This is a genomic window from Stutzerimonas zhaodongensis (assembly GCF_003696365.1).
GTDB lineage: Bacteria > Pseudomonadota > Gammaproteobacteria > Pseudomonadales > Pseudomonadaceae > Stutzerimonas > Stutzerimonas zhaodongensis.
In genome coordinates this window covers 733,936-757,845 of the sequence record NZ_RFFM01000001.1, presented here as the reverse complement: position 1 = coordinate 757,845, position 23,910 = coordinate 733,936, and the positions used below count along the sequence as shown (strand labels likewise).

The 23,910-nt window shown below is 61.2% G+C and carries 24 protein-coding genes and 2 riboswitches; of the genes, 10 read left to right on the top strand and 14 right to left on the bottom strand.

Annotated features, from left to right (window positions below; genetic code table 11):
* Positions 1-119 precede the first annotated feature (119 nt).
* From EA797_RS03370 to EA797_RS03360, 3 genes are all read right to left on the bottom strand, one after another.
* Positions 120-1,472 (bottom strand): MFS transporter, encoded by a 1,353-nt coding sequence (locus tag EA797_RS03370; protein ID WP_122163765.1) that lies wholly within the window; start codon positions 1,470-1,472, stop codon positions 120-122.
* A 351-nt stretch (positions 1,473-1,823) separates the two neighbouring features.
* Positions 1,824-3,824 (bottom strand): TonB-dependent receptor family protein, encoded by a 2,001-nt coding sequence (locus EA797_RS03365; RefSeq protein WP_122163764.1) that lies wholly within the window; start codon positions 3,822-3,824, stop codon positions 1,824-1,826.
* A gap of 298 nt (positions 3,825-4,122) precedes the next feature.
* A complete protein-coding gene (locus tag EA797_RS03360) occupies positions 4,123-5,019 on the bottom strand; it encodes a manganese catalase family protein (RefSeq protein WP_122163763.1) in 897 nt (298 codons plus the stop codon).
* A gap of 596 nt (positions 5,020-5,615) precedes the next feature.
* On the opposite strand from EA797_RS03360, the gene rloA3 reads away from it, so the two are divergent.
* The gene (gene rloA3, locus EA797_RS03355; protein WP_122163762.1) at positions 5,616-6,158 is read left to right on the top strand and encodes a retropepsin-like aspartic peptidase RloA3; all 543 of its coding nucleotides are present in this window, start codon (positions 5,616-5,618) and stop codon (positions 6,156-6,158) included.
* A gap of 109 nt (positions 6,159-6,267) precedes the next feature.
* Positions 6,268-7,281, top strand: coding sequence for an SDR family oxidoreductase (locus EA797_RS03350; RefSeq protein WP_122163761.1), 1,014 nt, complete (start codon positions 6,268-6,270; stop codon positions 7,279-7,281).
* Here EA797_RS03350 and EA797_RS03345 read toward each other — a convergent pair.
* Positions 7,278-7,895 carry a cation efflux transmembrane domain-containing protein gene (locus EA797_RS03345; RefSeq protein WP_122163760.1) on the bottom strand — a complete coding sequence of 206 codons (618 nt, stop codon included), beginning with the start codon at positions 7,893-7,895 and terminating at the stop codon, positions 7,278-7,280. The genes EA797_RS03350 and EA797_RS03345 overlap by 4 nt on opposite strands.
* An 87-nt stretch (positions 7,896-7,982) precedes the next feature.
* Here EA797_RS03345 and cadR point away from each other — a divergent pair, with 87 nt between their 5' ends.
* The 6 genes from cadR to EA797_RS03315 all read left to right on the top strand — a co-directional run bounded on the left by cadR (position 7,983) and on the right by EA797_RS03315 (position 14,875).
* The gene (cadR, locus tag EA797_RS03340; RefSeq protein WP_122163759.1) at positions 7,983-8,399 is read left to right on the top strand and encodes a Cd(II)/Pb(II)-responsive transcriptional regulator; all 417 of its coding nucleotides are present in this window, start codon (positions 7,983-7,985) and stop codon (positions 8,397-8,399) included.
* 93 nt (positions 8,400-8,492) lie between these two features.
* The gene (locus EA797_RS03335) at positions 8,493-9,275 is read left to right on the top strand and encodes a sulfite exporter TauE/SafE family protein (protein WP_122163758.1); all 783 of its coding nucleotides are present in this window, start codon (positions 8,493-8,495) and stop codon (positions 9,273-9,275) included.
* An 82-nt stretch (positions 9,276-9,357) separates the two neighbouring features.
* Positions 9,358-9,600 carry an exodeoxyribonuclease VII small subunit gene (locus EA797_RS03330; protein WP_102837024.1) on the top strand — a complete coding sequence of 81 codons (243 nt, stop codon included), beginning with the start codon at positions 9,358-9,360 and terminating at the stop codon, positions 9,598-9,600.
* On the top strand, positions 9,597-10,484 hold the full coding sequence (locus EA797_RS03325) for a polyprenyl synthetase family protein (protein WP_122163757.1): 888 nt from the start codon (positions 9,597-9,599) through the stop codon (positions 10,482-10,484). Before EA797_RS03330 ends, EA797_RS03325 begins: the two co-directional genes overlap by 4 nt.
* 121 nt (positions 10,485-10,605) lie before the next feature.
* Positions 10,606-12,495: a 1-deoxy-D-xylulose-5-phosphate synthase gene (gene dxs, locus EA797_RS03320; RefSeq protein ID WP_122163756.1), complete on the top strand. Its 1,890-nt coding sequence runs from the start codon at positions 10,606-10,608 to the stop codon at positions 12,493-12,495.
* A gap of 193 nt (positions 12,496-12,688) precedes the next feature.
* Positions 12,689-12,904, top strand: a riboswitch (cobalamin riboswitch).
* Between the two features lie 96 nt (positions 12,905-13,000).
* The gene (locus EA797_RS03315) at positions 13,001-14,875 is read left to right on the top strand and encodes a TonB-dependent receptor domain-containing protein (protein ID WP_122163755.1); all 1,875 of its coding nucleotides are present in this window, start codon (positions 13,001-13,003) and stop codon (positions 14,873-14,875) included.
* Between the two features lie 19 nt (positions 14,876-14,894).
* On the opposite strand, the gene EA797_RS03310 is transcribed toward EA797_RS03315, so the two are convergent.
* The 10 genes from EA797_RS03310 to EA797_RS03265 form a co-directional block, all read right to left on the bottom strand.
* Entirely contained in the window at positions 14,895-15,695 is an 801-nt protein-coding gene (locus tag EA797_RS03310) for a cobalamin-binding protein (RefSeq protein ID WP_122163754.1), read from the bottom strand.
* The gene (locus tag EA797_RS03305) at positions 15,695-16,114 is read right to left on the bottom strand and encodes a hypothetical protein (RefSeq protein ID WP_122163753.1); all 420 of its coding nucleotides are present in this window, start codon (positions 16,112-16,114) and stop codon (positions 15,695-15,697) included. The genes EA797_RS03310 and EA797_RS03305 overlap by 1 nt, the downstream gene beginning before the upstream one ends.
* A complete protein-coding gene (gene ribA, locus EA797_RS03300) occupies positions 16,111-16,728 on the bottom strand; it encodes a GTP cyclohydrolase II (protein WP_122163752.1) in 618 nt (205 codons plus the stop codon). Before ribA ends, EA797_RS03305 begins: the two co-directional genes overlap by 4 nt.
* A 155-nt stretch (positions 16,729-16,883) precedes the next feature.
* Positions 16,884-17,531 carry a retropepsin-like aspartic protease family protein gene (locus EA797_RS03295; protein WP_122163751.1) on the bottom strand — a complete coding sequence of 216 codons (648 nt, stop codon included), beginning with the start codon at positions 17,529-17,531 and terminating at the stop codon, positions 16,884-16,886.
* 109 nt (positions 17,532-17,640) lie between these two features.
* Positions 17,641-18,141, bottom strand: a complete 501-nt coding sequence (locus EA797_RS03290) for a phosphatidylglycerophosphatase A family protein (protein WP_425275559.1) — start codon at positions 18,139-18,141, stop codon at positions 17,641-17,643.
* A gap of 39 nt (positions 18,142-18,180) precedes the next feature.
* Positions 18,181-19,140, bottom strand: a complete 960-nt coding sequence (gene thiL, locus EA797_RS03285; RefSeq protein ID WP_122163750.1) for a thiamine-phosphate kinase — start codon at positions 19,138-19,140, stop codon at positions 18,181-18,183.
* 14 nt (positions 19,141-19,154) lie between these two features.
* Positions 19,155-19,640, bottom strand: coding sequence for a transcription antitermination factor NusB (gene nusB, locus EA797_RS03280; protein ID WP_122163749.1), 486 nt, complete (start codon positions 19,638-19,640; stop codon positions 19,155-19,157).
* Positions 19,637-20,113, bottom strand: coding sequence for a 6,7-dimethyl-8-ribityllumazine synthase (gene ribH, locus EA797_RS03275; protein ID WP_122163748.1), 477 nt, complete (start codon positions 20,111-20,113; stop codon positions 19,637-19,639). Before ribH ends, nusB begins: the two co-directional genes overlap by 4 nt.
* 64 nt (positions 20,114-20,177) lie before the next feature.
* Complete coding sequence (gene ribBA, locus EA797_RS03270; protein WP_122163747.1) at positions 20,178-21,257, bottom strand: bifunctional 3,4-dihydroxy-2-butanone-4-phosphate synthase/GTP cyclohydrolase II; 1,080 nt, start codon at positions 21,255-21,257, stop codon at positions 20,178-20,180.
* Between the two features lie 20 nt (positions 21,258-21,277).
* Positions 21,278-21,946 (bottom strand): riboflavin synthase, encoded by a 669-nt coding sequence (locus EA797_RS03265; protein WP_122163746.1) that lies wholly within the window; start codon positions 21,944-21,946, stop codon positions 21,278-21,280.
* 119 nt (positions 21,947-22,065) lie between these two features.
* Positions 22,066-22,211: riboswitch (FMN riboswitch) on the bottom strand.
* Positions 22,212-22,534: 323 nt separating this feature from the next.
* On the opposite strand from EA797_RS03265, the gene EA797_RS03260 reads away from it, so the two are divergent.
* Together EA797_RS03260 and EA797_RS03255 are read left to right on the top strand one after the other, a co-directional pair.
* Positions 22,535-23,302 carry a hypothetical protein gene (locus EA797_RS03260; RefSeq protein WP_244214053.1) on the top strand — a complete coding sequence of 256 codons (768 nt, stop codon included), beginning with the start codon at positions 22,535-22,537 and terminating at the stop codon, positions 23,300-23,302.
* Positions 23,303-23,406: 104 nt separating this feature from the next.
* Entirely contained in the window at positions 23,407-23,904 is a 498-nt protein-coding gene (locus tag EA797_RS03255; RefSeq protein WP_415846255.1) for a GNAT family N-acetyltransferase, read from the top strand.
* Positions 23,905-23,910: the final 6 nt, after the last annotated feature.

Genomic DNA, 23,910 nt, shown 5'->3' with positions numbered 1-23,910 from the left:
ATACCGCTAAAGGAAAGCCGGCCACAAGCCGGCTTTTTTATGCGCGCAGCAATCACCGCGGCGCGCCGCCAAGCCTATTTTGGCAGCTCTCAAAGGCTACATCCCTTGCCGATCCAGGCTCAGCGCAGGTCAGTGATCGGTACTGCCAATGGAACTGGCGTGGGCGAGATACCCGCCTTGCCCAACGCGATTTTCGAGGTTTCTGGAAGTGACAGTCCTCCCACCAAACCCATAATCGCTATCACGATCAGATAAACAGCCGGGGCCATGTTGTTGCCGGTGGTATTGATCAGCCAGGTCGCCACGAATGGCGCCGTTCCGCCAAAGATGGTGTAGGCCATGTTGTAGGTAATGGCCGATGCGGTGTAACGGGTGCGGGTTGGAAAGACCTCACTCAACAGTGGCGCCGTGACGACATTGCAGATGACGGCCCCAAGCCCGAGCAGCAGACTGCCGAGCAATGCCATGGCGAACACCCCGGAACCCGCCATCATCAGGGCCGGATAGACCCCAACAGCCAACACCCCCGCCGCAATGCACATGGTGGCGCGGCGGCCGATGCGGTCGGTGACTATGCCGATCAAGGGGCACGCAGCGGCGGCGGCGAAAAGAGTGATCAGGCTGATCAACAACGCAGCGGCGCGGCTGAATCCACCGGCCTGTTGCAGGTACGTCGAGAAGTACGTGGTGAAGGTGTAGAAAGCCAGCGCGGTCAGCGAGATGAACGCGCCAAGCTTGCACATGGAGCGGCCTTGTAAATGCAGCGTTTCGCGCAAGGGCGAATGCGGCACCTGGTGATTGTCTTCCAGTGCCTGAAAAGCGGGTGTCTCATCCAACCGCAGGCGCAGGTAGAAACCGATCAGCCCCAAAGGGGCAGCGATAATGAATGGCACTCGCCAACCCCATGCCGCCAGTGCTTCTGCCGACAGAGCCGTGTTGAACAAGTAAGCGATCATCGCCGCGCTGGCGAATGCCAGAAACGTAGAAACCGGAACATAGCTGCCCAAGCGCCCACGCTTGTCATCTGGACAATGCTCCATGACATAGGCGCAGGCACCAGCATATTCCCCGCCGGCAGAGAAGCCTTGGGCACAGCGTATGACCGTCAACAGCAAAGGCGCCCATATCCCGGCAGTGGCGTAGGTGGGCAGCAGACCGATCAGTGTCGTGGCGCCCGCCATGATGAAGATGGTCAGTGCCAGGGTGCGCTTACGGCCTATACGGTCGCCCAGCTGCCCGAAAAACACACCGCCCAAAGGGCGAAACGCAAACGCAACAGCGAACACCGCGAATGTCTTCAGCAGTGCGGTGCCCGCACTCTCGCTAGGAAAGAACAGCTCGGCGATCAATGTGGCGAAGAATCCATACAGCGCGAAATCGAACCACTCGACGAAATTCCCAACGGACGCGGCGATAACGACGCGACGCAAGGTTTTCGGCTCTACTGGCGTTGAAGGAGTTGTATCGGTCATAGGTAGGCTCTGCTCAATTGTCTGAAGGGCATGCAAGGCAGTAAGCAACGCGACTCAGGCCATACCAGGAGAGGTGGATTCTTGTTGTTTAGCTGGAACGTCAGGCAGCCCGAAATTGCCTACGGTCAAACTAGACCCAGGCTGTATTGTCAGGCAGCCGAAACGCGACCAATAGGATTCACAGACCGACACGGTATGACGCGACCTTGCCGCTCCAGCGCGCGAGCAGGCCATCGGGAGCACAATTGAACAGGCTCACCGCGTAGAACGGCCAAGCGCCCCCGTCATGTAGACGGTCGGCTACTCAGCTGGAACTGCTCGGAGCACCGATCAGGCGCTCAGCTGGGAAGGTCAGTTGAACGTGAGTTTGACGCCCGCATACAAGGTCCGCCCCGGAGCGGGCTCGTAGTAGCGACCGAAGTTGTCGTTGATTCTGAGGTTGTCGTAATAGTCACGACCGAAGAGGTTGTCGATGCCCAGGTAAGGCTCCCAACGCTGATTGCCGTCGGCAAGACGCCAGCCAATACGCGCGTTGGTGACGGCGTAACCCGAGACGCGGCTTTCGTTGGCGTTATCGGCGTATTGGTGGCCATGCACGGTGGCATTGATTCGCGCATACCAGTCTTCACGATCGTAACCGAGCTCGGCGAACAGGCTCTGACGCGGGATGCCCGCTATCCGGTTGCCGTCATAGCTGTCGAAACGATCGAAGCTGTAGTCGTTGTAGCTCCACGCCCCGGTTAGGCGCCAGTAATTGCCGGCCAGCCATTGCGCGCTCAACTCGATGCCGTCCCGGCTGGAGCGACCGGCGTTGGTGTAGAAGGTGCGCCCGTCGACGACTGGCACCAGCTCGTCCTCGATGCGCATGCTGTAGAGCACCGCCTCGTAGCGCAGGCCCGGATGTTCACCCTTGAAACCGATCTCGCGGTTGGTGGCCTGCGCCGGGCCAAGCGAGGGATTGAAGCCGCCTCCACCCGGGTTCGCCAGCTCGTTGATCGTCGGCGTTTCGAAGGAGGTGGCGTAACGCGCATAAACCACGTGGTGAGGGCCCAGTTGGCGACTCAAACCGAGGCTGTAGTTCCAGTCGTCCAGCGTCTGGCCGCCAGAGGCGTCGCCGTCGCTCAGGAAACGATCCTTGGCTTCCAATCGCACGCTGTCGTAACGCAAGCCGGTGGTGAGCAACCAGGCGTCTGTGAGACTCAGCTGGTTCTCGACGAATATGCCGCGGCTATCAGCGGACTCGCGCTGGCGCTGTGTCAGGGCGCCGGTGGTGCCGCCGATCAGGTTGTCGTTCCGGCTGCGTTCGTCACGCTGACTCTCGAGATCGAGCCCCACTGTCAGCTGGTTGGGCAGGCCTAACCACTCACGGCGGAACGTGCGTTGCGCGCCTACACCCGCGAACCATCGGTCGAAACTCGTCTGCCCATTTGCCAGGAGTGGCAACCGATTGCCGAACTCCCGCCGGCCGTAGTAACTGCGTAGCTGATAGGAGTCATCACCCACCGCCTCGCCGTCCCAGACCAGCGAAAGGCGTTGCTGCCTGATCCACTCATCGGAGTCGAACTGCAAGCTTTGCGGGCGCGCCTGCGAGCGGCGCTCGCGAACTTGAGCGCGTGTCAGCGCACCGGAATCTTCTGCGCGGTTGTCGATGGCGTGCAGCGTGGCCGATAAGACGCCGCCCTCCCCTTGCCAGCGTACTTTACCGGTCAGGTTGTTAGTCTCTGCTGTGCCCTGCGGACGGTAACCGTCCAGGTGAGTGCTGCTGAATGCCAGCAAGCCGCCAATGGATCCTACGGTACCGCTGGTTTCCGCTCGCGCCCGCCGATAGCCCAGATCGCCGCCAGTGATTTCAAGCTCAGTTCGCGGCGTTTCGCTCGGTTGACGGGTCTCGATCGACAGTACTCCGCCCGCCGCATTGCCATGTATCGTCGAGGATGGCCCGCGAATCACTTCGACTCGCTCGATCAGCGAGGCGTCCAGCCCATCCATTTCGGTCTGGCCATCCGGCATCGTGAGCGGAACTCCATCGACCAATACCCGCACACCGCGCACGCCGAAACTGGAGCGGGCCCCAAAACCACGGATAGACAAGCGCATGCCTTGCGCCAGATTGTAGCGGCTCTGCGACACAGCGCCTGGAACGGGCGCCAGCAGACTATCGAGGGTCAGCAACTGCTCGCCCGGTTGGTCTTTTGCGGAGCTGGTGCTCACCGCCATGGGCAGTGTCAGCCAATCGCTCTCGCTGCGAGGCGAGGTGACCAACAGCGGATCGAGGATTACAGCATCCGTGGTTTGGGCTGCGACGGAGCCAGAGGTGGCAACCATCGCCCCGACAAAAAGCCTCTTGAGCATGGGCAGGTCCTTGCTAGGCGAATCGCGCCATGAGCACTTATGGAGTGAAGGCGGATCGCAGGAGATTAAGGTCTTGAGCGCAAACAGCGCCAGACGGCGTAGCAATCAAGACCAGACCGAGACGGCAGGGGTTCAGCTGATATGTGAGACAACCGATGCGGCGAGAGGGATCAAGGACGGTCATCGGTGCAAACCGAGCCTGGGGAGGGGAAACGAATGGACGCGGATACGCTTGTGACAACGAAGCTGAAAAAGTCGCCGGCGCGGCTGAAATCAGACGCACCGGCTACTTATGCCGTCAGACTTTGCCTTTCTTGGTTCCTGACACCGCAGCGCCAGAACCGAGGTCAGCACCCGTCATGGGATCGACGGATACATCGGACTGGGTCCGCACTGCCATCTGTTGAACGACTTTCTGCTGCGCCTTGCTCAGGTCTACCGAAGCCTTGCCATCACCACCGTCTACCGCAGGCTGCGGGATCTCGACGAACTCCCACTCCGGCCCCTGGTTCCACGGACCACGCAGATCGCCTTCGCCTTGCGAGAGGTTGTAGTAGACGTTGGCAAATTGCGGATCGCCCGGCAGCTTGCCCTGAGGGAAGTTTGGCTGGATGGCGTGCAGCGCTTTCTCGAAGGACTTCTGGTGAGCAATTTCACGGGTCATCAGGAATTTCAGCGCATCCTTGATGCCCGGGTCGTCGGTCACATTGATCAGACGTTCGTAGACAATCTTGGCGCGCGCCTCGGCTGCGATGTTGGAACGCAGATCGGCAGTAGGCTCGCCGATGGAATCGACGTAGGCCGCCGTCCAGGGTACGCCTGCCGAATTGGTCAGTGCCGGGCCGCCGCCGTAGAGCAGCGAGGTGATGTGCGAATCGTTACCGCCGCCGGTAAGCGAGCGATACAGGTCAGCCTCTTTCTCCACGCCTTCGGCGAGGTCGCCCTTTGCTCCTTTATTGAGCATGCCGACGATGGAGCCGATGACCTCAAGGTGGCTGAGTTCCTCGGTAGCGATGTCCATAAGCATGTCCTTACGGCCTGGATCATCCTCGGATACGCCTTGAACGAAGTAACGCATGGCTGCTGCCAGCTCGCCTTGCGGGCCGCCAAATTGTTCCAGCATCAGATTGGCCAGCCCTGGATTAGGGGCTGCTACACGCACGGTATATTGAAGTCGCTTGTTATGGACGAACATGGTTCACCTCTCATTAGTGAATTTCCTTATTGATTGCCTCCATGAGAAAACGAGGGTCGCTCGATGACAGATGCGAAATACGCGACCTTAAGGGTTGAGTGCCAACAGGCCTGAGCGTCACATAATTATTTTCTATCCCGATCATTGAATGTGCCAATGGGAGGACATTCAGCTTCGATGGTCCGCCCGCGAGACTTCAACCGTCGGGTAGCCGCCGACGTCGCTGGAGGCAAAGAAGGAGGCTGTCATCGCGCAGGAAATTGGCCGATCCTGCTTGAATGACTTGCTGCCCCAACCCCTACGCGCCAAGCAGTACAGGAGAATCCCCAGGCAATATCAGTGGGTGCGGGGCGACGAAGAATGGAACGAACTGCCACAAGCACCTTAGGCGGCCAGTCTGTCAATTCCCCTCCGCAACGATTAGCCGATCAGCAAGAAACTGTAGCAATGCGGCAATCTGGACACATGTATCCGGATGTGTCTTGCAGCATCGACTGATGTTCAACAAACGATTGGCCGAGGCAAGTTAGCAGCGCTGAACATAAACCCAGCGAGCGAATCTATCTGTCCACGCCCGCTATCCTTCAGGTGACTCCATGCCGCGCCTTTCAAACGCCTGCAAACGCTCGATCATTCCGCTATTACTCGCCGCTCTACCTATTGCAGCATCACCGGTGCTGGCAGATTCCAGACCCACTTTTGGCTGGGTCGAGGAAGGCTTGATCCTGCCGGAAAACACCCGGGTCAAGTTCAAGCTCGATACCGGCGCACTCACCTCCTCCATGCATGCCGAAAACATCGATAGCTTCAAAAAAGACGGCGACGACTGGGTTCGCTTCACGGTCGAGCTCGAAGACATGGACAGCGAGAAACAGGTCAAGACCCGCCTGGAGCGCAAGGTGGTAAGGAAGATCAAGGTCCGCGGTGCAGGCGGCGCGGACTCGCGACCCGTAGTGATGATGAAAGTGTGTTTGGGCGATCGGGTCTATGAAGATCAATTCTCGCTCAACGACCGCGACAAGATGAATTATCCCGTGCTCATCGGACGTCGCATGCTGGAAGACGTCGGGCTGGTGGATTCGTCGAGAACCTTCACCACCGAGCCGAACTGCAAGACAGGGAACAGCAAAAAAAGCTGATGCCGTCATACGTCGCCGCAACGCAAAGCAATGCAAGGGAACCTGAGCTACCGTTGCAGAGCTCTGATGTAGACGTTAAGTCATTCCCCAAAGCCTATCGGAGCCCCACATGAATGCACGCCAACCGACCGTCGTCATCTGCGGTGCCACAGCGGGTGTAGGCCGCGCCACCGCCCATGCCTTTGCCCAGGCCGGTTATTCCGTCGCGCTGATTGCCCGCGGTGCAGACGGCCTGGCTGACACCCGCACCGAGCTTGAAGCCCGAGGCGCAAAGGTCCTGGCAATTCCAGCCGACGTGGCCGATGCCGAAGCAATCGATCGCGCGGCCGAGCAGGTTGAGACCGAACTGGGTCCGATCGATGTATGGGTCAACGCAGCGATGGCTACGGTGTTCGGCCCGGCTGAGACAATCACGGCGGCGGAATACAAGCGCGTCACTGACGTGACCTACCTCGGCTTCGTTCACGGCACCCTGGCGGCGCTGCGTCATATGCGCCCCCGTGACCGCGGCACCATCGTCCAGGTTGGATCAGCTCTCTCCTATCGCGCCATCCCGCTGCAGTCGGCTTACTGCGCTGCAAAATTCGCGACACGTGGCTTCACCGATTCACTGCGTTGCGAGCTGATCCACGCGAAAAGCCGGGTCAGGCTGACCATGGTCCAGCTGCCCGCGCACAACACGCCGCAATTCGACTGGTCGCGCAACAAGATGCAAAAGCGCCCGCAACCGGTTCCGCCGATCCACACGCCCGAGGTGGCAGCGAAAGCCATCCTGCGCGCCGCCACAGAAGCGCCGCGGGAGCTGTGGCTGGGAAGTGCGTCGCTCAAGGCGATCATTGGCAACATGTTCATGCCGGGCCTGCTCGACAAGATGATGGCCAAGCAGGCCTGGAGCGGACAGTTGACTGACGAGCCGGCCAATCCGGAGCAGCCGGACAACCTGTACGAGCCGGTGGACGGGCTGCACCGCGTCGATGGACGCTTCGACGACCAGATCAAGGACAACGCCATCGCACTGAGCAGTGAAACCGTGGGCAAGCTTGCGGTGGCTGGTCTGGCCGCGGTCACCGTTGGCGCAGTTGCGGTGGTCGCGTCCATCGCGTCGGGCCGTGGCCGCGGCTAACCGACTTTGCGCAGTTCCTGCCGGGCCTGGCGAACCACCGAGTAGCCGGCTGAGAGCGCCAGGCCCGCCATGATCAGCGCGACGATCAGGTCCGGCCAACCGGACCCGGTGCCCAATACGCCAGCCGCGGCGACCATCACGGCAATATTGCCAATCGCATCGTTGCGGCTGCACAGCCAGACCGAGCGCATATTGGAATCGCCCTCGCGAAAGGCGTAGAGCAACAACGCAACGATCAAGTTGGCAACCAGAGCCAAGGCTCCGATAACACCCATCGTGAGCGGTTCGGGTACAACATCGGCGTAGATCGACCAGCCGGCACGGCCGAGCACGAATACACCGAAGGCCAACATCGAAATGCCTTTGACCATCGCAGCGCGAGAGCGCCACACCAGCCCCATGGACAGCACCACCAGCGTGATGGCGTAGTTGGCCGCGTCGCCAGCAAAATCGATGGCGTCGGCCAGCAGCGATACCGAGCCCGAACGCAGCCCGCTGATGATCTCTACGACGAACATGACGAGGTTGATCGCCAACGCGATCCACAGCGCCTTGCGAAAGCCTGGGCTGACTACCGGAGCCGAGCAGCCGGAGTCACAGCATCTGGATGACATTTGCAACGCCTCCTGAACTATAGTCCCGGCATTGCACACCCTGGAGCAGCTCCAGGGTCAAGCCCTTTGTAGCGAGCAGGTGATCACATGCGCATAGGCGAGCTGAGTACCGCAGCGGGTGTGGACGTGGAGACCATCCGCTATTACGAAAAGGTCGGGCTGATGCCGGCCCCCGAGCGTGGCGCCAATGGCTATCGCGCCTACTCCTCGAGGCAGCTCGCGCAGTTGACCTTCATCCGTCATTGCCGCGCGCTGGATATCGGCTTGGCCGATATTCGCCAACTGCTGGCGTTCTCCAGTCATCCCGACGACAGCTGTGGCGACATCAACCAGCTGATCGACGAGCAGCTCGAGCGCGTGCGCACACGGCTGGAAAGTCTTCACGCATTGGAGCGCCAGCTGCAGGAACTGCGCAGCTGTTGCACCGGCACTCGCCCCATCCAGGGTTGCGGCATCCTCAATGAACTGACGAGCGTCCGGCCTGAACAAGCAAGGCGCGACTAAGCGTTCAAAGAGCGCGGCGTTGCTGCTAATTGGCGTACTGACAGTAGGACGCCGCTTGGATAATCTGCATCTCTTTTGCCATGAGCCGCTCCGATGCCTCTGTTCGACATGCTGTTGCTCATCGCTGCCGGCTTTGCCGCCGGCGGCATGAACGCCCTTGCCGGGGGCGGCACGTTCTTTTCGTTTCCTGCTCTGCTCGCCACCGGCTTGCCACCCGTCACCGCCAACGCGACCAATGCTGTGGCGCTCTGGCCAGCCAGCCTCGCTGCCGCCTGGGCGGCACGCTCGGCGCTGCGCCCGCTGGGCCGTTACCTGATCCCGCTGCTGCTGGCCGGATTGCTCGGCGGGCTCCTCGGTGGGCTGCTGCTGCTCGCCAGTGGCGACGACGTGTTCAGCCTGCTGATCCCGTGGCTGTTACTGCTGGCTACCGCCCTTTTTGCGGCAAGCCCGTGGCTGAGCCGCTGGCTCGCGGCACGCCGCAAGGATGAAAGCGCGATACCTCCCCATGCGCCGGCATCGCTCGCCGCGCACGGGCTGGTCTCCATCTATGGGGGATATTTCGGGGCTGGCATGGGTATCCTGCAGTTGGCGGCGTTTTCCATCGAAGGCCATCAGCTGGTCCGCGCCAACGCACTGAAAAACCTGATTTCGGCCGTGATCTATAGCGTTGCCACCGCCACCTTCATCATCGCTGGACGTGTAAGCCTGTACGAACTCACCATTTTGCTGGTTGGCACTACCCTTGGCGGCTACGCCGGCGGTGCGCTGAGCAAGAAGCTGCCAGCCGCCTGGCTCCGCGCGTTCGTCATCCTGGTGGGAGGCACCATGACGATCTATTACTTCCTGGCCACTTACTGGCCAGGAAGCCTCGCATAGCCCGGTCGGCTTATGGCTTATGCCGCCCAGCTCTGCTAGTGTCCTGCCCGTTTCAGAGCAGCCGCAGAGAACAGGTTCCGCCATGGCCCGCAAGAAAGTCGCCCTTGATTTCGAACAATCCCTCGCCGAGCTACAGCAGCTTGTCGAGCGCCTGGAAAGCGGCGAGCTTTCGCTGGAGGATTCGCTGACCTGCTTCGAGCAAGGCATCGGCCTGACCCGTGACTGCCAGGCAGCACTCAGCCAGGCCGAACAGAAAGTGCAGATCCTGCTCGAGCGCGACGGCAAATTGCAGGAAGCCCCATTCGAGGTGGATCCCGAAGCATGATCGGCGACTACCAGAAACGCTGCCAGCAACGCGTCGACAGCAGCCTCGAGACGCTCTTCCATCCGCCACGCCCGCAACTCGAACGCCTCTATCAAGCCATGCGCTACAGCGTGATGAATGGCGGCAAGCGTGTGCGCCCGCTGTTGGTCTACGCAGCCTGCGAAGCGCTAGGTGGCGATAGTGCAAAGGCCGATGGCGCAGCCTGTGCGGTCGAGCTGATCCATGCTTACTCGCTGGTGCATGACGATCTGCCGGCCATGGACGACGACGACCTGCGTCGCGGCCAGCCCACCACACATAAGGCATTCGACGAGGCCTGCGCCATTCTCGCTGGCGACGGATTGCAAAGCCTGGCCTTCGAGGCGCTGGCTGGCGACGCGCTGAACCCGTCCGATCCGTCGTTGCGCCTGGAAATGTTCACCAGCCTTGCCCGTGCCGCAGGGCCTGCGGGCATGGTCGGCGGACAAGCAATCGATCTCGGGTCGGTGGGTCTGAAGCTCGACCGCACGGCCCTTGAACTCATGCACCGCCACAAGACCGGTGCGCTGATCGAAGCGAGCGTGCGCTTGGGTGCGCTCGCCAGCGGACAGGCCGACGCCGAGAAGCTGGCGTCGCTACAGCAATACGCACAGGCAATCGGGCTGGCCTTTCAGGTGCAGGACGACATCCTCGATGTGGAAAGCGACACCGCTACTCTCGGCAAGCATCAGGGCGCCGATATCGCCCGAGACAAACCCACTTATCCAGCGCTACTGGGCATGGAAAGCGCCAAGGCGTACGCGTTGGAATTGCGTGACCTGGCACTCGAGGCTGTCGCCCCTTTTGGTGAACGTGCCGAGCCCTTGCGTCAACTGGCCTGCTTTATCGTCGAACGCCGCAGCTGATTGCCGAGCCGCTACCATGCGCTCGCACCATTTAGCGGTGACCGTTGGTGCTTGAGTCGTTCTTATCGTAGTAACCATCGGGTAAACTGCGGCTCTTTTTTCAGCCAAAATGATTCGCCCGATGCCCAAGACGTTTCATGAGATTCCTCGGGTCCGTCCTGCGACGCCCGTTCTAGATCGCGCGGCTACTCCCGAGCAACTACGCCGGCTGGGCGAAGCGGAACTCGAAGAACTCGCCAACGAGCTGCGTCAGGACCTCCTCTACAGCGTAGGTCGGACCGGCGGGCATTTCGGCGCCGGTCTCGGCGTGATCGAACTGACCATCGCTTTGCACTACGTCTACGACACACCGGCCGATCGCCTGGTCTGGGACGTGGGCCATCAGGCCTATCCACACAAGATTCTCACCGGTCGCCGTGAGCGCATGGAGAGCCTGCGCCAGAAGGACGGCCTCGCAGCCTTCCCGCGCCGCAGCGAGAGCGAATACGACACCTTTGGAGTCGGCCACTCCAGCACCTCCATAAGCGCCGCATTGGGCATGGCCATCGCCGCACGCCTGCAAGGCAAGAAGCGCAAATCCATTGCCGTCATCGGCGACGGTGCGCTGACCGCAGGCATGGCGTTCGAAGCGCTGAATCACGCGCCCGAAGTCGGGGCCGACATGCTGATCGTGCTCAACGACAACGACATGTCGATCTCGCGCAACGTCGGCGGCCTATCCAATTATCTGGCCAAGATTCTTTCCAGCCGCACCTATTCGAGCATGCGCGAAGGCAGCAAGAAGGTGCTCTCACGCCTGCCGGGCGCCTGGGAAATTGCCCGCCGCACCGAAGAATATGCCAAGGGCATGCTGGTTCCCGGCACCCTGTTCGAAGAGCTCGGCTGGAATTACATCGGCCCCATCGACGGCCATGACCTGCCAACCCTGATCGCCACGCTGCGCAACATGCGCGATCTTCCCGGCCCGCAGTTTCTCCATGTGGTGACCAAGAAGGGCAAGGGTTTCGCCCCGGCCGAAGTCGACCCCATCACCTGGCACGCGATCAGCAAGCTGGAACCGGTCGGCGCCCCCGTTGCGCCGAAGAAGCCCAGCGGCCCCAAATACTCCAACGTATTCGGCCAGTGGCTGTGCGACATGGCCGCGGCCGACGCGCGCCTGACCGGCATCACTCCGGCCATGAAGGAAGGCTCCGACCTCATCGAGTTCAGCGAGCGCTACCCAGACCGCTATTTCGACGTAGCCATCGCCGAGCAACATGCGGTGACCCTGGCTGCAGGCATGGCCTGTGAAGGGGCCAAACCGGTGGTCGCCATCTACTCGACCTTCCTGCAGCGCGCCTACGATCAGCTGATCCATGACGTGGCGGTGCAGAACCTCGATGTGCTCTTCGCCATCGACCGCGCAGGGCTGGTCGGCGAAGACGGCCCGACTCATGCGGGCAGTTTCGACCTATCGTATCTGCGCTGCGTCCCCGGCATGCTGGTGATGACGCCGAGCGACGAAAACGAAATGCGCCGTATGCTCACCACCGGTTATCACTTCCAAGGCCCGGCGGCAGTGCGCTATCCGCGCGGTACCGGCCCGAATGCCACCATCGAACCCGGCCTAGAGCCCCTGGAAATCGGCAAGGGCGTGGTCCGCCGCCAGGGCAGCAAGGTCGCCCTCCTGGTTTTCGGCGTGCAGCTGACCGAAGCCCTACAGGTTGCCGACTCGCTAGATGCCACCGTGGTCGACATGCGCTTCGTCAAACCGCTGGATGAAGCGCTGGTGCGCCAGATGGCCGACGGCCATGAGCTGCTTGTGACCATTGAAGAGAACAGCATCATGGGCGGCGCTGGCAGTGCGGTGGGCGAATTCCTCGCCGCGAACAACCTACAGAAGCCAATCCTGCATCTGGGTCTGCCGGACTACTACGTCGAGCACGCCAAACCCAGCGAGATGCTCAAGGAATGCGGTCTCGATGCAGCAGGTATCGAGTCGGCGATCCGCACCAGACTGGCCGCGCTCTGATCAGCGCAGGCGCGGACGGCAACCCGCGCCTGTAGCACTGCGGTAGCCAGCACAACCGGCTACGCGTCAGGCCTCCCGTAGTTGCCGAGCTGCCTAACACGCTACACGCGGACACTACGCTACGCGCGCCCTGCGACATCCGGCCGCCAAGCGCTTTGCTTGTCTTTCACCCACGCAGCCCGTAAGGTTCGCGCGATTTTCTTATCCGCCAAGGTGTGCACGACCGCGAGGTCTGCATTAAACGGGAAGCCGGTGCGCTCCATGAGCAAGGCCGGCGCTGCCCCCGCAACGGTAATCGACCGCGATCCGTAGGATCGCCGTCCGCTCGAACGCCACTGTGCTACGGCATGGGAAGGTGAGCGTGATGCGCGTCGAGAGTCCGGAGACCGGCCTCGCGGATTCGACTGGTGTTGCGGAGGGCAGCACCGTCAAGCGCTGCTGCCCGCCAGTCCCCGCGCTTGTTTCTGCCCTCCTCAAAAGTACGATCTTTTGAGGATTGAACCTGATGAAACTGTCCCGTCTTGCCATCGCCGTTGCACTGCTGCCGGCCACCCAGGCATATGCCGATACGAAACTGAGTGACAGCTATCAATTGCCAAACATGCTCGTCACCTCGGCGCGCCAAGCAGAACCACGTGCACAGGCCACCGCCGCCAACACGGTATTTACTCGCGCTGATATCGAGCGCCTGCAGGCCCGCAGTCTGCCTGAGCTGCTGCGACGGGTTCCTGGCGTGCTTGTTAGCAGCGCCGGTGGTCTGCCCTCGTTATCACTGCGAGGCACCGGCACGGCACAAACCCTGGTCTTGCTGGACGGCCAGCGCATATCCTCGGCAACTAGCGGCTTCACCCGCCTCGACTATCTGGCCATCGACAGCGTTGAGCGTATCGAGGTCATCCGCGGGCCGCGCTCATCACTTTACGGAGCCGACGCCATCGGTGGCGTCATCCAGATTTTCACGCGTAGCGGTGAGCCGGGATTGAATCCTGAAGTACGACTGGCCGCCGGCAGCGAACAGAACTTTCAGCGCAGCTTGAGCCTGTCTGGAGGCACCGAGAAGACCCGCGTGCACCTCGGTGCCAGCCTCGACGAACGCGAAGGCTTCGATATCACCCGTGACAACATTGGCGCCGACCGCGATGAGGATGGGCAGCGCACCAAAGCTTTGCACCTGAAGCTCGACCATCAGTTCGAAGCCGACTGGAAGGCGGGCCTGAGCCTGAACGACCAGCGTGGCAAGAACGAATACGATGATGCTTACGAATTTGCTCCAGGCTCTCCTCGTGACGAGTTTCGGGTCAGTAGCTACAGCGGCTATCTAGACGGGCAGCTGAACGAGACATGGAACAGTCGCCTGGAGCTGGGGCGTAGCTTTGACCGCAACCGCGCGGTCGGGTCCGCCTTCAATGACGGCCTGCTGGAAACCACCCGGCACTCTGCAGCCTGGATCAACCACATATCACTTACCGAACAACACCAGCTGGCGCTCGGCACCGACTGGTACGAAGATCGTCTGAACGCCACCACGGCCTATCAGGAAGATAGCCGCGACAACATGGCCTTCTTTGCCCAGCACAGCTATCAGGGAGAACGTTTCGGCACAGAGCTGGGCCTGCGCCATGACGACAACGAGCAATTTGGCAGACATAAGAGCTGGAACGCAGCGTTCAGCCTGCCGGTAGGCCAGTGGCAGCGCTGGATACTGAGTTATGGGGAAGGCTTTCGTGCGCCCACCTTCACCGACCTCTACGCGCCGCCGGCCTGGGGGCCCAATCCGGACCTGAAGCCGGAAACTTCGAAGACCTACGAGCTACAGTGGCGCGCCGATTTAAGCGGTACCCATTTTGAAGCCTCGGTTTATCGCACCGACGTAGATGACATGATTGCTTGGGGTGGACGCCAGATGGAGAACGTCAACCACGCCCGAATCAACGGTTTCGAGGCTAGCGTGGCCCAAGAGCTGCTGGGATGGCAGACCAATCTAGGGGTCAGCATCATTGACCCGCGCGACCGGGACAGTGGTCGTGTGCTGCAGCGCCGCGCCAAGCGCACGCTGAGCCTGGACTTGGATCGTCAGTTTGGCGACTTTGGCTTCGGGGCGACCTGGCAAGCTTTCAGCCAGCGTTTCGACGACAGCGGATTCAATGCGAGTTTTCAGTCCGAGCGCAGTACGATTCCGGGTTACGCGGTGCTGGACCTGCGCACCAGCTGGCGGGCCAGCCCCGAACTACGCTGGGAAGCAAAGCTGGAGAATGTGCTGGATAAGGATTATCACCAGGCACAGTATCAGCGCACCTTTGGCGACATGGACAGCGTCTACGGATACCGCGAGCAGGGCCGCGCAGGGCTAATCGCCGTCACCTGGACGCCAGCACTTTAAGCCGCAGGGGCGCGCGCATTCAGGGCGCAGCCTGCGCCATCACCTCGCAGAGCTTCCCGATTGCGCCAAGCATCTGGAAGCTCGGGCGCTCCAATCCTTTGTCCGGGACTTCCCACAGATAGCCATTACGTACCGCAGCGAGTTGCGGCCAGGCTTTCCACTCGGCCAGTTGCGCACCGCTGCCAGCCAGAATCGCTTCAGGATTGCGGGATAGCACCGACTCCACGCTGACCTGAGGTGCTGGCAACTGGAGATCGGCGAAGACATTGCGTCCGCCGCACACCTCGATGGCGTCACTGATGATCTGTCGCCCGCCGAGCGTGTACAACGGCCGATTCCATATCTGGTAGAACACCGACAGCGGCTGTTCGCGATGGAACTGACGTCGCAACTGATCCAGGCCCCGCCCGAACTCACGCTCAAGCCTGAGCCCCTGCTCTTCGCGCCCGACCCGCTTACCGATCAGGGCGAACTGGTCACCCAGTTGCGCCAGGGATTCAGGCTGAACCACGAGCACCTGTATGCCGAACTGCGCAATCTGGTCTCGCTGCGCGCGAGTGATGCTATCCGGCCAGAGCAACACCAGCGTTGGCTGTAACGCGAGCAGGCTTTCCATTTCCAGCTGGCCGATACGGCCGACCGAGGGAATGTGAACGAGCGGTGCGGGCCGCTCGCCACCGTCCAGTACGCCGACCAGCAGATCCACAGCGTCCAGCTCCAGCATGATTTCGCTAAGCGAGGGCGCCAGGCTGACGACTCGCTCGGACGCGGCGAGCAGTGGCGCAGCAAGCAGTGCGAGACAGAGCAGGAGCGTGCGCATCACTGCAGCTGACGAGGGACGCGGTAGAGCAAGAGCAGGGTCAGGCTGCCGCACACCAATAACAGCTGGCCGACCGGCTCCAGCCCCAGCGGTGCGCCGAGCGCGGCGACCCAGGCGGGCAATCCGGCTACACGCAGAGCACGCAAGCGGACAAGGCGGAGTGCGGTCCATGCAGCAGGCTCCGCATCACTGTCGAAGGACTTCTCGGTATCGATAAGCGCGTGTTTATAGGCAGTGAAGCGAGGCAGGCTGAGAAAAAGCAGTGCCAAGCCTGCAAAAAACAGCGGGAAGGCAAGACCGTCGGAAAGGCTGCCGGTCACCCTGGGGAGTTGGCTGCTCGCAAGCACTGGCACGAGGATCAACAGCAGCATCAACAAGCCGTCCCGCGACAGCTGACGGCGAGCAGCTGTGCGGCTCACGACTGCTCGGCTTCGCCCTGGTGAATCTCGCCGAGCATATGACCGAGCTTACCGGCCTTGGTGGCCAGGTACTTTTCGTTATGCGGGTTATGAGCGATTTCCAGCGGCATACGTGCAGCCACACGGATGCCAAACCCCTGCAACGCCTTGACCTTACGCGGATTGTTGGTCATCAGCTTGATTTCGGCGATCCCGAGGTGCTCGAGCATCGGCAGGCAGATCGCATAATCACGCATATCCGGTGCAAAGCCGAGACGCTCGTTGGCTTCGACGGTGTCAGCGCCAGCATCCTGCAGCTCATAGGCGCGTATCTTGTTCAACAGGCCAATGCCGCGACCTTCCTGTCGCAGGTAGAGCAACGCGCCACGACCTTCTTCGGAGATCGCCCGCAGTGCCGCCTCCAGCTGAAAACCGCAATCACAGCGCAGGCTGAACAGGGCATCGCCCGTCAGACACTCGGAGTGCAGGCGCCCGAGCACAGGCTTGCCGTCCGCGACATCGCCCAAGGTCAGTACGACATGCTCCTTGCCCGTGTCCTGATCGAGAAAACCATGCATGGTGAACACGCCGAAGGGTGTCGGCAGTTTGGAAGCGGCGACGAACACGACAGACACCGGAGAGACTCCAGAAGGCGGAAAAGCGGATATTGTAACAGCAGTTACGTCAGTGGAGCGTCAAGGTTGAAGCAGCAAGCGCAGCCCCCTCCTCCCACTCCCATCGTGCATGCGAGGCGTATTAAGCATCGATAGCAAATCTTCGAGGCTGCGCGCTAGAGTTTCGATTCGAGCTTCAATACGCCCTGATCTTCCCGCCAGCTGACTCGACTCAGAAAACTCATGCCAAGCAAGGCGTCAGTGGGTGAGCCTCCTTCCACAACGACGGCTTCGACACCCAGTACATCGATCGCGCCGACCTTTACGCTATTGAGATTGACGCGCCAAGCCTTGGCCGTGCCGCTTGCGGTACCAACGACGATTTGCCGACCATCGACCCGGAAATCAATCCCCAGCCGCCGCGCCTGATTTTCGTTGATGGCTACCGAGGTAGCGCCCGTATCGACGAGGAATTGCACCGGTTGACCATTGATCGAGCCTGCCACCCAATAGTGGCCACCCTGTCCCTGAGCAATGCTTACCTGTCGCCGCTCCGGCTCGGCAAAGCCGACGCTCAGCTCGCGGCTTAGCCCATAGCGCCGCTCGACTCCTTCGACACGCAGCACCGCACCCGTCCCGTCAGCGCTGACGACTTCGACACCACCAGGCCCTGCCTGACCGACACGCACCAGCTTGCGTTGACCATCGACATTCATCACCACTGCGCCTGGAAAAAGACCGACCACTTGCACGCGAGGGGCTGCCGTAAGAGCAAATGAGACAAGCGAAAGAGCGCAGGCAAGCAGCAAGACAACGGAGCGCATCAGCGGCGGCTTCCTTGGAACGGAATAGGTCGGCATTCTTCCATGAGCGCCAGGGTGCATACAGCGATCAGCCGCACAGCCGGAGCCCTCTGATTGCCTGACATCCGCGTTATCCCAGCCACAAGACCATCAGGTGCATCAGACCACAGGCCGCAAAGCCGGCAAGGATGTCGTCCAGCATGATCCCCAACCCACCATGAACGTGGCGGTCGACCCAACAGATCGGCCATGGTTTGAAGATGTCGAGTATCCGGAACACGACGAAACCAAGCAGCAGCCAGTACCAGCCCGCAGGCACCAGCCAGAAGGTGATCCAGATTCCAGCGAACTCGTCCCAGACGATTCCTTCATGGTCATGCACCCCGAGGTCCTCGGCCACCTTGCCGCAGAGCCAGATGCCGAACAGCATGCTCGCAATGATCACGACACCATAAGCCCAACCTGACAGCATCTGCAGCAACGGCACGAATGCCAGCGCTACCAGAGAACCCCAGGTGCCCGGCGCTTTCGGCAGAGTGCCCGAGCCGAAACCAAAAGCCAGGTTGTGCCAAGGATTGCTCCATACCGACACGGGCACGGTTTGAGTGGCAGGCTGCATGGAGTCGCTCAAAGGGTGTTCCTTTTAGTCTGGCCGAACGGCGTGCGCCGCTCAGGTCTTGAAGTGGTTGAAGCCTCGATGACTGACCGTCACTGCGGAGCCGTTCGAATCGAGCAACTGAACGCCATCGCCCGCGCTGACCCTGCCAATCACATGGACCGGCCACCCCTCGTCAAGCAGCGAAGGCAACTCCGCAGATGGAAGCGTGAACGCCAGCAGGTAGTCGTCACCGCCTGCCAGCGCGTGTTGCAGCGCCCGCTCGGCGCCCGCGACAGCCAGCAGTGCATCAGAAAACGGCAGCCGGGCCTGCTCGATCTGCAGCGCGACACCCGAGGCGCCCGCAATATGCGCGCAATCGGCCAGCAATCCATCGGAAATATCCAGCGCCGCGGTGGCCCTGCCACGCAAGGCCTGGCCCAGCGCAAGCTGGGGCTGCGGTGACCAATAGCGTCGCAGCAGAGCCGACGCCTGAGCGCTATCGGCTGGACGTTCGCCCAGCACGATTGGCAGCGCGCCGGCCGCATCGCCCAGCGCACCGCCGACACAGAGCAGGTCACCCGGCCGCGCACCGCTGCGCAGCAGGGCCGCGCCGGCCGGCAGACGACCGAATACCGTCAGGGTCATGCTCAACGGGCCGCGCGTGGTGTCACCGCCAATCAGGCGCATCGCGCAGCCAGCCGCCATCGTTTCGAGGCCGCGGGTAAACTCGGCCAGCCAGTCGGGATCGACAGAGGGAAGCGTCAGCGCCAGGGTAAAACCGATTGGCGTGGCGCCCATGCCGGCGAGATCACTGGTGGAAACGGCTAATGCGCGCTGGCCGAGCAGATAGGGATCGCATCGGTCAGGGAAGTGCACCCCGACCGTCAGAGAGTCGGTGGAGATAGCCAGCTGTTCACCGGGCGGAACGGCAAGCAAGGCGCAGTCATCACCGATACCCAAAACGACATCGCCGCCAGCCCTGGCACAAGCGGCGGCGGCGAAGTACTGGCGGATCAGCTCGAACTCACCCATCAGGCAGATCAGGCTCAGCGCTTGTGCGCGCCGACCTCGGCACTGCGAAGGCTGGGGGCCAGCTTGTCCAGTACGCCATTGACGAACTTGTGCCCGTCAGTAGCGCCGAAGACCTTCGCAAGCTCAATGCCCTCGTTGATCACCACCCGATACGGCACGTCGATGCGATGCATCAGCTCGTAGGTGGACAGGCGCAGTACCGCCAGTTCAACAGGGTCGAGTTCTTCGAGCGGACGATCGAGATGCGGCACGATGGCGCCATCGACTTCGGTCTTGGCGCGCGCCACGCCGGTCAGCAGTTCATGGAAGTAGTTGCCGTCGACGCCGGAGAAATCGTTGTCGACGCGAAACTGCGCCTCGATCTCGTTCAGGCTCTGGCCTGCCATATGCCACTGATACAGGGCCTGCATGGCCAGACTGCGCGCCACACGGCGCGTCGCAATCTTGCCCTTGGCCTTGGGCTGTGGTGCGTCCTGGCTGTCGTCGTGATTAAGGCTCACTTGGCCTCCAGCTGCGCCAGCAGACTCACCATCTCAAGCGCGGAAAGAGCAGCTTCGGCGCCTTTGTTGCCGGCCTTGGTGCCGGAGCGCTCGATGGCCTGTTCGATGGAATCGACCGTCAGAACGCCGAAGGCAACCGGTACGCCGAATTCCATGGAGACCTGCGACAGGCCCTTGGTGCATTCGCCAGCGACGTATTCGAAATGCGGCGTGCCGCCACGGATGACTGCGCCCAGAGCGATGATGGCGTCGTACTCGCCTTGCTGTGCGACTTTTTGCGCGACCAGCGGAATCTCGAAGGCACCTGGCGCACGGATGATGGTGATGGCGTCTTCCGGAATACCGTGGCGCACCAGCGCATCGACGGCGCCGCTGACCAGGCTTTCGACAACGAAGCTGTTGAAGCGGCCAACGACCAGGGCGAACTTGCCCTGCGGGGCGATGAAGGTACCTTCGATGGTCTTCAGTGTCATAGGTGGTTTCTCATCTCTTTAAAGAACGAAGGCGCCGCGTTTCGTCGCGGCGCCCTGGCATCACTTATTCGGCGGGCAGGTATTCTACAACTTCCAGGTCAAAGCCGGATATCGCGTTGAACTTCATCGGCGAACTCATCAGGCGCATCTTGCGCACGCCGAGGTCGCGAAGAATCTGCGAACCGGCACCGACCGTGCTGTAGGTGGCGGGGCTTGGCGAATGCTGGCGGTTGAGCTGGGCCAGCAGCTGCGGCCCGGTCAGAGGGTTGCCCAGCAAAAGAACCACGCCGCTTCCCGCCTTCGCCACCTCGCTCATTGCAGCCCGCAAGCTCCAGCGTCCCGGAACCGTGACCATCAGCAGGTCACGCAGCGGCTCCATGTTATGGACGCGAACCAGCGTCGGTTCTTCTGGTGATATCTCGCCGCGGGTCAGGGCCATGTGCACGGTGTCTTCCACACCGTCGCGGTAGGTGACCAACTTGAACTGACCCAACTCGGTTTCCAGCGGCTGCTCGGAAACACGTTCGACCGTGCGCTCGTGGATCATGCGGTAATGGATAAGGTCGGCGATGGTGCCGATCTTCAGCCCGTGCTGTTCGGCGAACAGCTCGAGCTCTGGACGACGTGCCATGGTGCCGTCGTCATTCATGATTTCGCAGATCACGCCGGATGGTTCGAAGCCCCCCATGCGCGCCAGATCGCAGGCCGCCTCGGTGTGCCCGGCGCGCGCCAGGACGCCGCCTGGTTGCGCCATGAGCGGGAAGATGTGTCCTGGACTGACGATATCGTCTGCTACCGCATTCTTTGCCACCGCAGCCCGCACGGTACGGGCTCGGTCAGCGGCGGAGATGCCGGTGGTCACGCCCACCGCAGCTTCGATGGACACGGTGAACTTGGTGCCGAAACCGGAGCCGTTGCGCGGCGCCATAAGCGGCAGTTGCAGGGTTTCGCAGCGCTCGCGTGTCATCGGCATGCAGATCAGGCCACGAGCGAAACGGGCCATGAAGTTGATGTGCTCGGCGGTCACGCATTCGGAGGCGACGATGATGTCGCCCTCGTTCTCGCGGTCTTCATCATCCATGAGGATGACCATCTTGCCAGCGCGGATGTCTTCGATCAGTTCTTCAGCGGTGTTCAGAGCCATTTGGCCAATCCTTCTATTCTTTACCGAGCCGGGTTCAGGTAGCCGTTTTCGGCCAGAAAGCTTTCGGTCAGACCGGAGGCATTCGGTTCAGCAGCCTTGTCGCCCATCAGCAGGCGCTCCAGGTAGCGCGCCAGCAGATCCACTTCCAGATTCACCTGCCGCCCGGGGCGATAGTCGACCATGATGGTTTCGGCCAACGTGTGCGGGACGATGGTGAGCTCGAACTCCGCACCGTTGACAGCATTGACCGTCAGGCTCGTGCCATCGACCGTGATCGAACCCTTGAGCGCGATGTACTTGGCCAGCTCGCGGGGTGCGCGGATGCGGAACTGAACGGCGCGGGCATTCTCCTCGCGCGATACCACTTCACCCACGCCATCGACGTGACCGCTAACCAGGTGCCCGCCGAGGCGGCTGGTCGGCGTCAGGGCTTTCTCGAGATTGACTCGACTGCCGGCCTTTAGATCGATGAAGGCCGTGCGGGCCAACGTCTCGCGGCTGACATCGGCCCAGAAGCCATTGCCCGGCAGCTCGACCGCGGTCAGGCAGACGCCGTTAACTGCGATGCTGTCGCCGAGCTTTACGTCGGCAAGGTCCAGTTTGCCGGTCTCGACCAGTACGCGGACATCACCACCCTTTGGCGTCATCGCACGAATTGTGCCGATAGATTCGATTATGCCTGTGAACATGCGGCCTCCCGTGGAAGGCAGTTGAAACGATGCATATGACGAACTCCTGTTTTGGATAAAACAGGGCGCTGCAGATCGATAGGGAGTAGACGCGCGCACGAATGGCGCCCGTCGAGGCATCCCGCTCTCTCTCATCCGGACTATACCGTCGGCCCCGGAATCACACCGGGTCTGCTGACCTTGTCGAAGACAAGCGCTCGCGGGCTAGGCAAGGAAAACTGCCATTACCGCCGGTGGGGAATCGCACCCCGCCCTGAGAACGTGGACCCTTTAAGGCCCGGCGCAGTTTTTACCATAGATGCGCTTATTCTGCAGCCGGCAAACGACCGTTCGAACCTTGAGCGCTTTCTGAAACATTATTTAACACGCCACGCAACTACCGCTGCGCTTGTTTGTCCATACCCATCGCAAAAGGTGCTCACTGTGCCTTTGCGTCTGCAAGACGATCAGGATGGAACGTCGCTCCCGCACTTCGTACCGACACGCCGAGCCAGGATCTGCTCGCATTTTTGCGATCCCAACGCGCAGCACAAAGGACACGATCAGGAAGAACGCTCCGGACCTTCATATGTGCCACGAGGGATGGGTATGTCAGGGGTTACGGCTACGGAAAACATGATGGCGGCCCAGGCTGCCGAGATCGACCGCAACGGCTATACGGTCATCGAAAACTATATTTCACAAGAAGAGCTGAGCCTGGCCCGCGCCTTCATCGAAGAGCAGGCCGCCAGGCATGAAGGCGAATATTTCGCCATACACGGCATAGAGGCTCTGAACGGCAGTATTGCAAGCGCGATGGCGCTTTCGGTTCCGTTCAAGGACATGCTTGCAGAGCTATACAGACGGCAGGCTGGGCGAGACGCTGCGCCAACTGAGCAGATCTTCCCGGTGATCCGCTGTTTGCAAGGCCGGAGCGGGCTCAAGCAATCGCACTTCTATCACTTTGACGCGACGGCGGTCACCGCGCTGCTGCCTCTGTTCATTCCAACCGAGGGCGAACACTGCGGCGATCTGATCATCTTTCCCAACGTGCGCCGGGTGCGCTTCAATGCGTTGCGCAACGTGATCCAGAAAGCCGTGCTGCACAACTCCGCAAGCCAAAAGCTGACTGCATTCGCAGTGCGCCGCGGCTGGCTAAAGCCGATCCGGCTGAAGCTGGAACCCGGCAACCTCTATCTGTTTTCAGGCTACCGGAGCCTGCACGCCAACGATGTGTGCGACCCGGCAATGCTGCGCGCTACCGTGCTGTTCCACTTCGGCAACCCGCACTATGAAAGCACTGTTGCGCGGTTCCTGTTGGGGGCCAACAAGCGCCGTGCCAAGCTGGATCACAATGGACTGCGCCCGGTTAACTGATCGCTCGTTTGGCATGAGCTGAGCGCGCACTCGACCGGCGCTCAGCGATTACGTTTCCATCGCTTATGCTGTGAAGCCCTGGACAGACCGACAAGGTGATCGCATTGACTGAGCAAACGGTGACGTATTTTCTTGAGATGACCTCGCCTTCGCAGCTTCGGCCCAAGCCAGTGCCGCAGGACTTGCTGATCAGCGAATGCGAGATCAAGCAGTTCCGCTTCAACCAGTTTCTCTACCAGCTGATTGGTGGCCCATGGCAATGGATCGAGCGACTTCAACAATCTGACGAAGCCTGGCGGCAGGAAATTGAAAACCCCGATCTTCGCACTTGGGTGGCCTACCACCGCGGCGCCATTGCCGGCTATTACGAACTGCGCCGTAACGGTGAGGACGTCGAGATACTTTATTTCGGGCTGGAAAGCGCTTTCTTTGGCCGAGGGTTTGGCGGTGGCCTGCTGAGCCATGCGATCACCAGTGCCTGGGAGTGGCCGGGGACCCGGCGCGTCTGGGTCCACACCTGCACCCTCGACCACCCGAGCGCCCTACAGAACTATCAGGCGCGCGGATTCGCGCTATATGACCAGCAAGTTGGCATCGAATAACGGCGG